General features: G+C 41.9%; 8 protein-coding genes, 1 tRNA gene and 1 other RNA gene. 9 read left to right on the forward strand and 1 reads right to left on the reverse strand.

What is annotated here, in order from left to right:
* The first annotated feature begins 8 nt into the window (after positions 1 to 8).
* From CWC17_RS04820 to CWC17_RS04840, 5 genes are all read left to right on the forward strand, one after another.
* Positions 9 to 84 (forward strand) — tRNA-Phe (locus tag CWC17_RS04820).
* Positions 85 to 379: 295 nt separating this feature from the next.
* Positions 380 to 1,012: a putative quinol monooxygenase gene (locus CWC17_RS04825; protein ID WP_138612236.1), complete on the forward strand. Its 633-nt coding sequence runs from the start codon at positions 380 to 382 to the stop codon at positions 1,010 to 1,012.
* A gap of 221 nt (positions 1,013 to 1,233) precedes the next feature.
* Positions 1,234 to 2,649 carry an efflux transporter outer membrane subunit gene (locus tag CWC17_RS04830; RefSeq protein ID WP_138612237.1) on the forward strand — a complete coding sequence of 472 codons (1,416 nt, stop codon included), beginning with the start codon at positions 1,234 to 1,236 and terminating at the stop codon, positions 2,647 to 2,649.
* A complete protein-coding gene (locus tag CWC17_RS04835; protein ID WP_138612238.1) occupies positions 2,639 to 3,958 on the forward strand; it encodes an efflux RND transporter periplasmic adaptor subunit in 1,320 nt (439 codons plus the stop codon). The genes CWC17_RS04830 and CWC17_RS04835 overlap by 11 nt, the downstream gene beginning before the upstream one ends.
* Positions 3,955 to 7,038, forward strand: coding sequence for an efflux RND transporter permease subunit (locus CWC17_RS04840; RefSeq protein ID WP_138612239.1), 3,084 nt, complete (start codon positions 3,955 to 3,957; stop codon positions 7,036 to 7,038). The genes CWC17_RS04835 and CWC17_RS04840 overlap by 4 nt, the downstream gene beginning before the upstream one ends.
* Positions 7,039 to 7,179: 141 nt before the next feature.
* Here CWC17_RS04840 and ssrS read toward each other — a convergent pair.
* Positions 7,180 to 7,363: non-coding RNA, 6S RNA (gene ssrS, locus CWC17_RS04845), on the reverse strand.
* A gap of 193 nt (positions 7,364 to 7,556) precedes the next feature.
* Here ssrS and CWC17_RS04850 point away from each other — a divergent pair.
* From CWC17_RS04850 to CWC17_RS04865, 4 genes are read left to right on the forward strand one after another with little or no spacing between them, the layout of a single operon-like run.
* Positions 7,557 to 8,111, forward strand: coding sequence for a UPF0149 family protein (locus CWC17_RS04850; protein WP_004589599.1), 555 nt, complete (start codon positions 7,557 to 7,559; stop codon positions 8,109 to 8,111).
* Positions 8,112 to 8,137: 26 nt separating this feature from the next.
* Positions 8,138 to 9,460 carry a Xaa-Pro aminopeptidase gene (gene pepP / locus CWC17_RS04855; protein WP_138612240.1) on the forward strand — a complete coding sequence of 441 codons (1,323 nt, stop codon included), beginning with the start codon at positions 8,138 to 8,140 and terminating at the stop codon, positions 9,458 to 9,460.
* Between the two features lie 14 nt (positions 9,461 to 9,474).
* Positions 9,475 to 10,662, forward strand: coding sequence for a 2-octaprenyl-6-methoxyphenyl hydroxylase (gene ubiH / locus CWC17_RS04860; protein ID WP_138612241.1), 1,188 nt, complete (start codon positions 9,475 to 9,477; stop codon positions 10,660 to 10,662).
* The gene (locus CWC17_RS04865) at positions 10,659 to 11,825 is read left to right on the forward strand and encodes an FAD-dependent monooxygenase (protein WP_138612242.1); all 1,167 of its coding nucleotides are present in this window, start codon (positions 10,659 to 10,661) and stop codon (positions 11,823 to 11,825) included. Before ubiH ends, CWC17_RS04865 begins: the two co-directional genes overlap by 4 nt.
* Positions 11,826 to 12,056: the final 231 nt, after the last annotated feature.

Genomic DNA, 12,056 nt, shown 5'->3' on the forward strand with positions numbered 1-12,056 from the left:
GATTAAGTGCCTCGATAGCTCAGTTGGTAGAGCAGAGGATTGAAAATCCTCGTGTCCCTGGTTCGATTCCGGGTCGAGGCACCATTTATATTAAAGCCCTGCATACACATGCAGGGCTTTTTTTTGCTTAAAATTTATTATGGATAAAACAGTCCATATTAATTGGGCTTATCCTCTCTTTTTCTCCCTTGTTTGCATGCGCATAATTGCCTCATTAAAAGGTTAGGTGCTGTTATTACTCACTCCATTTATTTACTCATCAATATGATTGATTTTAGTAATAAAATGCAGGGCACTTTTAGCCTAAATAATACTAATCCGCAAAATAGATCACTTAATTAAGCGTATTGGTATAAGTCATTTAAAGCTGGAGCTAATTATGATCACGCAAATTGTTAAGTTTGATATTAAAGACGAGCACATCGCACAATTCAAAGCGCTACTAGAAGAAGACAAGCAAGGCGCTAAGGCCGAAACAGGTCTTTTAGAGATGCGTTTATATCAAGATAAAAACGAGCCAGGCGTCTTTTTTGCTTATGAGCGTTTTGAAGATCAAAATGCAGTTGATTACCATGGCGCACAGGATTACACACAAACCTTGTTAAATGCGTTGCCTGAAATTAGCCAATCGGCGCCACATGTCATGTTATTAGAAAATACAGTGCCAGCTCCGCTACATGAGCGTAATACAAAATCTGTTAACCCTGAAGACGATATATGTATTGTGTTTTTTATTTTTAAAATTAAGCCAAGTTTTAAAAATAAAGTCATTGAGCGTTTCGCAACTCACGTCGCGCAAACGCGCAGTCAGGAGCCTGGTAACCTAGTGTTTGATTTATATAGTATCGAAAATAACGACGATACATTAGTTGTTTATGAACATTGGCGCAATGAATCTGCGTTGTGGGATATTCACTTTAAGCAGCCGTACGCAGTAAAAACAAGCGAATTATTAGCGCAAGCAGTTGTTGGCGATATGCAGCAATACATGAGTTTTGTTAAAGAAATTTAAAGCTTGTATTTAACAACACTACATATCCCGTTTAGCAAATAGTGTATTACACGCTATTTGCTTTTTTGTATAAATACCCTCCAAATTACCTGCCGGTTTTTATAATAACTGACTATTATGTTAATTCATCTCAACGTATGTAATGTTATGTAAAGTAAGTTGAGCAAAATTTGCCAAAGTGCTTGAATTACATTCATAAATGGCAGTAATTAGGTTTAAATATGATTTGGCAATACAAGCCAACTTTATTGGCAATTAGCGTGATGCTGCTTAGCGGCTGTGCGAGTAGTTTAAACTCGTCTCAGCGTTTAGAGCAGCCCGATGATGTGCCAAAACAGTGGCAACAAAAAGCATCAAATTCAGTATTGGCAGTAAAAAACGATTGGCTTACACAGTTACAAAACCCTACGCTTGATAAGTTTGTAAAACAAGCGCTTAAAAACAACCAGCAACTTTTACAAACAAGCTATGATGTTGAGATTCAAAAGCAGCAGCTAATAGTATCTGGCGCAGCACTTTGGCCAAGCCTAGATTTATCTGCTCGCACAAGTCGAAGTAAAGATAATCGTCCTGTTAGTTACGATAACGCAAGCTCAGTCAGTTTAGATTTAACTTATGAAGTTGATTTATGGGGTAAATTGTCTGATTCTAAGCGTGAGGCTAATCTTAACTATTTAGCTCAACAAGCACGCTTTGAGCAAGCCAAGCAGCAACTGGTCGCAGATGTTGTTACCAGTTGGTTTGATGTCGTTTCAGCGCAGCAGTTGCTAGATCTATTTAAACGCAGAGAAGAAAACGCCCAACAAAGGCTCGAAATAATTGAATCAGGCTATCGTCAGGGTATTAATGAAGCACTTGATGTGTACCTTGCTCGAAACGAGCTTAACACTGAGCGCACTCGCATAGCGACGCAGCAAGCCAATTTATCGGCTTCATCGCGTATTCTTGAACGCCTACTAGGCGAATATCCAAAAGGTGCTATTAGCGCTAATAGTGACTTACCCGTTATTAATACCGATATACCTTTAGGTTTACCATCAGAACTTATAACGCGCAAACCCACATTGCGTGCTAGCTGGTATGAGCTTTTAGCTACCGATGCAGCTTTAGCTTATGCACACAAACTGCGTTTTCCTAGTTTAAATTTAACGGCTTCTTTGAGTGATAGCACTGACAGAGTGAGCGATTTATTTTCTCCTTCAAGCCTTGCATGGTCGTTATTAGGTAGTATTTCAGCACCGCTTTTTGAAGGCGGGCGCTTAGAAGCAAATGAAGAAATAGCGCGTCTTAATACTCAAAAGCAAGAGCAGCTTTATTTACAAACGCTTTATGACACTTTTGGCGATGTTGAAAATGCAATTTCGCAGCAGCAGTCCCTCAAAGCTCAATATACAAGCACACTAGAGGCACAAGAAAACGCCCTTGCAGCAGAGCAGCTTTCGTTTGAGCAGTATCAAAGTGGCTTGGTGACTTATACAACAGTACTTGATGCCCAAGACCGTTCTTTTGACGCGCAAAGCTCTTTAATTGAGATCAAAAACCAATTAATAGCTAACAGAATTAACTTACACATTGCCCTTGGTGGTGATTTTGCAAACCCCTCAAGTGAACTAAAGAGCAATAACGATGAAAACTAAAACTGCAAAAATTTTAATTCCTGCCGTAGTTATTGTGGCGACTTTATTAATTGTTATGTTTATTAAAGGTAATCCACCAGAAGCTAGGCGTTCAGGTAAGCCACCTAAAGCAATAATAAGTGTTTCGGCACTAGAGCTAAAACCGCAAAACTATCAAATTATGATAGACAGCTATGGCACGGTAAAACCGCGTACGCAAAGCTTATTGGTAGCCCAGGCTTCGGGGCAAATAATTGACGTAAGCGATGATTTTAGAGAAGGCGGTTTTTTTGAAAAAGGCGATGTACTTTTACAACTAGATGATAGAGATCATCAAGCTGAAGTTAAATCGGCACAAGCTAATTTATTAAGTGCAGAGCAAAGCTTACTTGAAGAAAAAGCCCGAGGACAGCAAGCCATAACTGATTGGCAGCGTTTAGGTGGCTCTGAAAAAGCAAGTAGCTTAGTGCTACGTGAACCCCAATTAGCAGCCGCTGAGGCAGAAGTTTTGTCAGCGCAGGCTGCACTTGAAAAAGCACAGCTTGATTTAGAGCGTACAAAAGTAACTGCGCCTTATGCTGGGCGTATACTTAGTCGCAGTGTTGACTTAGGGCAAGTGGTGAGTAATAACACGCAACTTGCCACAATTTATGCAATCGACAGTGTTGAGATCCGCCTACCTATTAAAAATAAAGATTTGTCGTTTGTTAATTTACCAGAGCAGTACCGTGATGGCGCTAAAAACCAAGCCGGTTCTTTAGTTGAGTTTACCTCTGATTTAGTAGGAGAGCAGCAATGGCAAGGGCAGCTTACACGCACCGAAGGCGCTATAGATGAAAATGCACAGCAACTTTATGTTGTTGCTAAAATTGATGATCCATACAAAGCGACAGCTAATAATCAATACCCTATAAAAATAGGACAATACATAAAGGCGCAAATTACAGGTAAAACAGTGTCTGATGCACTCATAATTCCTAATAGCACAATTTACCAAGGCACTTACGTTTACATAGTGCAAGAGGGTGTACTTAAACGCAAAGACATCACACTTGCTTGGCAAAACGCAACACAGGCAATGATCAAAACAGGCCTAACTGCGGGCGATAAATTGGTGCTTACACCACTTGGACAAGTGAGTTCAGGTACTCAAGTGAGTATTTTAGGTGAGCAAAATGCAGAGCAAACCAAAGGAAAAAGTGCGCAGGGGCAAGGCAGAGGAAAGCGCATGTCACCAGAGCAGCTTGAGGAAAAAGCAAAAGAGCTTGGTATTAGCGTTGAAGAGTTAATGAAAAAGCGCCGCGCTGAAAAACAAGGAGGCAGACCATGATAGCTTGGTTTACTAAAAACCATGTTGCTGCCAATTTATTATTAGTAACATTATTATTGTCGGGGCTTTTTAGTTTATCAAATAAGATACCGCTTGAAGTTTTTCCGTCTTTTGAAACTGATATGATAAGCGTAAATGTAAGCTTATTGGGCTCAACACCAGAAGATGTAGAGCAAGGGGTGACTATACGTATAGAAGAAGCAGTTCAAGACTTAGAGGGCATTAAACAAATATTTAGTCGCTCATCAGAAGGTTCTGGTTCTGTTACTATCGAAGTAGAAAGCGGCTACGACCCTCGTGAATTACTCGCTGATATAAAAAGTCGCGTAGATGCCATAAATACCTTTCCCGCTGATGCTGAAAAGCCTGTAGTGGCTCTTGCTGAGCGCATTAGAGATGTAATTGCTGTTACTGTATCAAGTGTTTATGGCGAAAAAGAAACCCTTGAATACGCCGAAAAAGTTCGCGATGATATTTTGCGTCTGCCCAACGTAACGCAAGTAGAGCTAAGTGGTGTTCGTGATTACGAAATTGCTATAGAAGTAAGCCAAGATACCCTTCGTCAGTACGATTTAAGCCTTGCAGAGATATCCAGCGCTGTCGCTAATTCGAGCAAAGATATTTCTGCCGGTAACTTAAAAACGCAAGGGGGAGATGTACTTATTAGCTCCAAAGGGCAAGCTTATCGTAAAGATGAATTTGCCAGCATCGTGGTAAAAAACCAAGCTGATGGCACCATTATTCGTCTAGGGGATATTGCATTAATCAAAGATGACTTTGAAGAAACCCCAGTGCGTACTCGCTTTAATGGTAAGCAAGCGGCCTTTATTGATGTGTATCGAATTGGTCCGCAAAGCGCGATTGCAGTTGCGGATGATGTAAAAAATTACATTAAAGAGGAGCAAAGTTCGCTTCCTCAAGGATTCGAACTTAGTTACTGGGATGATGACTCGGAGCTTGTAAAAAGCCGTATTTCAACCTTAACGACTAATGCGCTACAAGGCGGTATTTTAGTCCTTGCTTTACTTACTTTATTTTTACGCCCGGCGATTGCATTTTGGGTGTTTATTGGTATTCCTGTTTCGTTTATGGGCGCGTTTATAGCCATGCCTATATTTGGCGTAACACTTAATATTATGAGCTTATTTGGCTTTATATTAGTGCTAGGTATTGTAGTGGACGACGCCATAGTAACGGGGGAGAACGTTTATACTCATTTAAAAACAGCCAAGTCTGGCGAACAAGCTGCCATTATGGGTACTCAAGAGGTCGCAACTCCCGTCACTTTTGGTGTATTAACAACCGTTGCCGCATTCCTACCTTTAGCCTTTATTGAAGGAGCGCGGGGTGCCTTATTTGCTCAAATTCCGGTAGTGGTTATTCCGGTATTACTATTCTCATTGATTGAATCTAAATTTGTATTACCGGCGCATTTAAAATATATAAAACTGCGTCATGAACAAAGTAAGCCTTCAAAATTTGATGTTCTTCAACAGCGTTTTGCAGATGGATTTGAAAACGCTATCTTGAAGTATTACCAACCAATATTAAATTTAGCGCTACGCCATAAGCTGGCATCAGTTAGCTTATTTATCGGCGTGTTTTGTATCATATTAACGATGATCACCAGTGGTTGGACAAAGTTTGTATTTTTCCCACGCATCCCAAGCGAAACGATAAAAGTAGAGCTTACGCTACCTACCGGCACTCCGTTTGAAGTGACTAATAAATACGTGATTGATATGTCGCAAAAAGCGCAGCAATTACAAGAGAAATACCGCGACCCAGATACCGGCGAGAGCGTTATTTTAAATATATTAGCAACAACTGGCGGGCGTGGAGGCGTTTCAAACTCAGGCTCTGTGCGCTTTGAAATTACACCTGCTGAAGAGCGCGAATCAGACATAGGTTCAAGTGAGCTTGCAAGTGAGTGGCGTGATTTAATTGGGATTATACCTGGGGCAGAAAGCCTCACGTTCAGAGCTGAAATAGGACGAAGTTCAGATCCAATAGATGTGCAGCTAAGCGGTACCTCGTTAACTATTTTACAAGATGTAGCTGATCATATTAAAACACGCTTGGCGACTTACCCAACGGTATTTGATATTGCAGATAGTATGTCTGACGGTAAAGAAGAGTTACGCATAGAGCTTACCGATCAAGGTTTAGCGCTTGGATTAAATAGATCCGATGTTGCAGGACAGGTACGCAGCTCGTTTTATGGCTCTCAGGTACAGCGTATTCAACGTGGTCGCGATGATGTACGTGTAATGGTGCGTTTACCTATTGATGAACGTCGCTCAGTTGCTGATTTGAAAAACATACTAATAGACACCCCCTCAGGTGGCTCAGTACCGTTATCACATGTAGCTACGCTAAGTGCAGGGCAAAGCCCATCAACAATTAATCGAATTGATCGTTATCGTACTTTAAATATTACCGCTGATATTGAAAAAGATAATACCAACATGACGGTGCTTCAGGCAGATTTAGCTGAGTATTTAGATGGTTTAATGCAGCAATACCCAGGTGTTGATTACAAACTCGAAGGTGAAGCTAAAGAGCAAAGAGAGTCGTTTGGCTCACTTGGCTGGGCGCTCATTTTTGTGTTCTTTATAATTTATGCATTACTAGCAATACCGCTTAAATCGTACATGCAGCCAATTATTGTAATGAGCGTAATACCGTTTGGCATGATTGGTGCCGTGGTTGGGCATTGGATCATGAGCATGGATTTAACCATTATGAGTTTGTTAGGTATGCTTGCACTCATTGGTGTTGTGGTAAATGACTCGCTAGTTTTAGTTGATTTTATTAATAAAAAACGCAGTGAAGGCGGCAAAATTATTGATGCGGTTAAACTTGCAGGGGCTGCACGTTTTCGCCCAGTAATGCTAACCAGTTTAACCACCTTTATTGGTTTAATGCCGCTACTATTTGAAAAGGCGACACAAGCACAGTTTTTAATTCCAATGGCAGTAAGCCTTGGCTTTGGTATTGTGTTTGCTACGTTTATTACACTTATATTAGTGCCAGTAAACTATATGCTGATGGAGCGCTTTCAGGGTTGGTTTAGATAAATACCGAAATGTGTTCTAGGGCTAAGCTGTGGTTGATTAATGTCAATTGCAGCTTTTTTTTGCCAAAAAATTATAAAAATAATGTACGAAGGTATAGCAAAAAAATGATTAGGTAATAAGAGGGAGTATAAAAATAAGAAGGTGTTCCCCAAGCGTGTGGTGTTCGGCGTCAGTCCTGAAACCAGAAGGTTTCAGGGCGGAAAGCTGCGGTCTACCGTAGGCTTCTCGGTACATGCCGAGCTTGCACAATAGTAGACGAACAGAAATCCTGGTATAAAATTTATCGGCTCAGGGACTTAACCAAACTCCGACACCCCAGGGAACAAGTTCAGTATATAAGACATAATCCATTCCTTAAACCCCAAACGAAAAAAATTCAATCGTTCGAGCAGTTTTTGCCCGCTGGTAACGCGCTATTTACTTATCGTACTACTTTTTGAGCGGGATCATACAATTAATTGGAGTTGCTTTTTATCGAGTGGTAGCATTGCCTTAACTAGCAAAGCGAAGATATAAACATGAGCGACTTACCAGATTACCAAAAAGCCCAGCTGCTTTTAGAAAAAAACGAAATTTTTGTCTCACCGGCAGAAGCGCATGGTGTAATTAGCGGACTACTGGCCTGTGGTTTAAGTATTGATGATAAAGAATACTTAGGTCTATTAAGTGATGTATTTAATGATGGCCAAGCGTTTAGTAACGACTTAAAACAATTTTTTGGCACCATTTATAAGCAAGTCGTGGCTAGCTTTAACGATGAAGCTTTTGCGTTTGATTTATTTTTACCAAGCGATGATGAAACTCTCATCGATCAAGCCAATGGACTCGTATCATGGGTTGCAGGATTTATGCTTGGATTTGGTTTAAAACAAAAAGATTACGGTAAGTTATCGGCAGATGTAAAAGAAGTGATTAGCGATTTTAGCGAAATTACACGCCTAGATACTATGTTTGACGAAACCGAAGAAGACAGCCAAGCCCTTCATGAAGTGATTGAATATGTGCGTGTATCGGCATTGCTTTGTTTTGCCGAGCTAGGTAAAGAAAAAGCACCTAAAAAAACACTACATTAATTTAAAATATAACGGGTTGTTAAAGCATGGTTGAAATACAAAAGTCAGAATTTAAAGCACGCCGTGAGCGCTTAATTTCACAAATGGACGCAAACAGTGTGGCTATTATACCTGCGGCCAGTGAAGTAACGCGTAGTCGCGATACTGAATATGCCTTTAGGCAAGACAGTGACTTTTTTTACTTAACCGGTTTTAACGAGCCCGATGCTGTTTTAGTGCTGTGTAATAACAGCGACACACCTAGTACGCTATTTTGTCTTGATAAAGACAAACAAGCCGAAATTTGGCATGGCCGCAGAATTGGCTTCGAAAAAGCTAAAACTGAGTACTTATTCGACGAAACTTACGCATTAAGTGAGCTAACTGAACAATTATTAGATTTGGTTAACGGTCAGCAGATTTTATTTTATGCACAAGGCGCTTACCCACACTTTGATACCAAAGTATTTACCTTGTTAAGTACGCTTAGAAGCGGTGCGCGAAAAGGCCTCAAAGCACCAAGTACCATTAAAGAAGTACGCGGCCTGATTCATGAAATGCGTTTGTTTAAATCGCCCAGCGAGGTAAACATTATGCGCGAAGGCTGCGAGCTAAGTGCCCGCGGACATATGCGCGCAATGCGCTATTCACACCCCGGCGCTACTGAATTTCAGCTAGAGGCTGAGCTGCATCATCATTATGCAATGCACGGTGCCCGACACCCAGCGTACGGCACCATTGTGGGTAGTGGCGATAACGCTAATATTTTGCATTACACACAAAATAGCGATGTGTTAAAAGCGGGCGATTTAGTATTGATTGACTCTGGTTGTGAGCTACAAGGCTACGCCGCCGATATTACACGTACTTTTCCGGTTAATGGCAAATTTAGCGAGGCGCAAGCCGCACTTTATAACATTGTACTTAAAGCGCAAGAAGTGGCTTTTGAAGAAGTTAAACCCGGTGGTTTTATGTCGCACGCCAATAAACGAGCCATGGAAGTAATGACCCAAGGGTTACTCGATTTAGGTATTTTAACCGGTGACTTTGATGAGCTAATGGCAAAAGGGGCCTGTAAAGAATATTACATGCACGGGCTTGGGCACTGGCTGGGGTTAGATGTTCATGATGTGGGCGATTACAAACAAAATAACGTTGAGCGCGCATTTGAGCCAGGCATGGTTTTAACCATAGAGCCTGGGCTTTATATAAGTGAAGATTCAAGCGCACCGCAGCAATATAAAGGCATTGGTATTCGTATTGAAGATAACCTTTTGATCACCGAATCAGGGCACGAAAACCTCACTCAAAGTGTGCCTAAAACCATAAACGATATAGAAGCGCTAATGCAAAGCGCTAAAAGCGCATAAGCTTGGAGAGTAAAGTGGCTAAGCAGTTTGATGTCGTTGTTATTGGGGGCGGGCTTGCAGGGGCAAGTTGTGTGCTAAGCATTGCTAAAACAAATCCTTCACTGACTATCGCGGTGGTAGAGGCAAACCAAGTCTCGGGCGATTACCACCCAAGTTTTGATGACAGAAGTATTGCCCTTGCACAGCAATCGGTAGAATATTTACAGCAGTTAAATTTATTTGAGCCAAGTGCGCCATACACAGCAGCAATAAAAAAAGTAAGCGTGTCGGATCGTGGTCACTTTGGTAAAGCACATATTTATTGCGACGAATTTGCTAAACCTTCATTAGGTTATGTAGTTGAAGTAAACCCGTTTGGCCGCGCACTGTATCAGCGTTTAACACAAGCGAGTATTACACTTTATTGCCCCGATAGCGTAAACAGTATTAAGCAAGGCTTAAACAATAATGAAGTAAGCTTGCGAAGTGGTGAAAAATTAAACGCTAAGCTACTTGTTATTGCCGACGGCGCGCAATCACCAACCCGAAAATTACTTGGTTTACGTTTTAATACTCAGCCTTATGAGCAAGGCGCTATTATTGCCAATGTTGAAGTTGCAGGTGGGCACAACAACCATGCCTACGAGCGCTTCACCGAGCACGGCCCTATGGCACTTTTACCGATGAGCAATAACCGTTATTCATTAGTATGGTGCATGGCAAAGCCGCAAGTTGAGCTGCATACAGCCTTAAACGAAAGCGATTTTTTAAATACGTTACAACGTGCATTTGGTTACCGAGCGGGGCAATTTACAAAAGTGGGCACACGCACAAGCTACCCGCTTGTTTATGGCCAAGCAGAATCATTAACGGCGCATCGCACGGTAGTTATTGGTAACGCCGCGCATGCTATTCACCCCATTGCAGGGCAGGGCTTTAATTTAGGCCTGCGTGATGTGCAGGTACTTAGTCATTTAATCGCAACAAGTAAAAACGAGTTAGGCAGTTATGCGTTTACACGTGAGTATTCACTAAAGCGTAGTAGCGATATAAAAACGGTAATGACATTAACCGATGCACTGGTAAGGCTTTTTTCAAACTCGTCACGGGTTTTAGCATTTGGGCGCAGCATTGGGCTTTTCTCAATGGATTTATTTCCTGCATTAAAAGCACCGTTGGCAAAGCAGCTAATGGGGCAAGTTAAACAAGGTACACGTTTATGAAGCAAGCACAGGTTTGTATAGTGGGTGGCGGCTGCGTAGGGTTAACCCTCGCGTTAGGACTCGCTAAGGCCAATGTAAGTGTTGTGGTGTTAGACGCCGCGCCAAAGCAATTACCGCCAAGTGATGAGTACGGATTACGCGTAAGTGCGTTGAGCATAGCAAGCCAAACTTTGTTTGAGCAATTAAACGTGTGGCCACACATAATGGCAGAGCGAGCGTGTGCCTATACGCATATGGACGTACGCGACGCCGACAGTTTTGGTAAAATAACTTTTAATAACGAGCAACTTGAGATTGATCACTTAGGTCACATAGTAGAGAACGATATTATTCGTTTTGCACTTATAAAAGAGCTCGCGCAACAAGCAAGTGCCACACTCATGTTTGATACGCAGTATCAACAAATACACCAAAGTGAGTCCGACGTATTTATAACCCTTAAAAGTGGTGAGCCTATTATTGCTAAACTGCTGGTGGCCGCCGATGGCGCAAATTCGGCTATTCGTAAACAATTTAATATGGCGCTCAGCTTTAAAGATTACGACCACCATGCACTCGTTGCTACGGTTAAAACCAAAGAGCCACATGCAAACACTGCGCGCCAAGTGTTTTTACCAACAGGGCCACTGGCATTTTTACCACTAAGCGATGCCAACACCCATTCTATTGTATGGTCTACCAGCCCAAACCACTGTGATGAATTGCTTGCAATGGACGACACCGCCTTTAATAAAGCGGTAATGGCTGCAATCGATGGCCAATGTGGCCTGTGTGAAGTGCAAAGTAAACGCGTAGCCTTTCCACTTAAAATGCGCTACGCCCAGCAATGGGTAAGCGGCAAAGTGGTGTTAATAGGCGATGCAGCTCATACCATTCACCCACTTGCAGGGCTTGGTATGAACCTAGGTCTGAAAGACGCCGCGTATTTAATTGAGCTTTTAATAAGGGGCAGTAAAGAGTTTGCAAGTACCCGTACACTTCGCGATTACGAGCGTACCCGCAAGCTCGACGCGCAAAAGCACATAGCCATGATGCAAGGGCTTAAAGAGTTATTTGAAGGTGCAAATCCGGTTAAAAAACTGATACGTGGAGTCGGGCTATCACTCGTTGATAACCTAGGCCCAATAAAACACCTGTTCGCCAAAGAAGCGATAGGCAAATAAGTCGGTTGGGAAGAGCGAAGCGAAACCCAACGAGAAAGTAAAGTGGTCAGTTTTTAGCTGTCAGCTTTCAGCAAAGAAAAACCGATGTTTAGTTTAAACATCGGTTTTTTGTTTTTAAGTAGTGTGAAACAGATTAAAAGCTGCGCTTTTCACGCGAGCAAGCTCAGCGTCTACATGCAAAGTTTAACACTGCGCTTAATTTTACCTGTAGGCGTTTAGCTTGCTGATGCG

Source organism: Pseudoalteromonas sp. S3785 (genome assembly GCF_005887365.1).
Classification (GTDB): domain Bacteria; phylum Pseudomonadota; class Gammaproteobacteria; order Enterobacterales; family Alteromonadaceae; genus Pseudoalteromonas.

Bases quoted from the DNA above. Each gene is read 5' to 3' on its own strand.
- CWC17_RS04825 (WP_138612236.1), top strand. From the start codon at position 380: ATGATCACGCAAATTGTTAAGTTTGATATTAAAGACGAGCACATCGCA.
- CWC17_RS04830 (WP_138612237.1), top strand. From the start codon at position 1,234: ATGATTTGGCAATACAAGCCAACTTTATTGGCAATTAGCGTGATGCTG.
- CWC17_RS04835 (WP_138612238.1), top strand. From the start codon at position 2,639: ATGAAAACTAAAACTGCAAAAATTTTAATTCCTGCCGTAGTTATTGTG.
- CWC17_RS04840 (WP_138612239.1), top strand. From the start codon at position 3,955: ATGATAGCTTGGTTTACTAAAAACCATGTTGCTGCCAATTTATTATTA.
- CWC17_RS04850 (WP_004589599.1), top strand. From the start codon at position 7,557: ATGAGCGACTTACCAGATTACCAAAAAGCCCAGCTGCTTTTAGAAAAA.
- pepP (WP_138612240.1), top strand. From the start codon at position 8,138: ATGGTTGAAATACAAAAGTCAGAATTTAAAGCACGCCGTGAGCGCTTA.
- CWC17_RS04865 (WP_138612242.1), top strand. From the start codon at position 10,659: ATGAAGCAAGCACAGGTTTGTATAGTGGGTGGCGGCTGCGTAGGGTTA.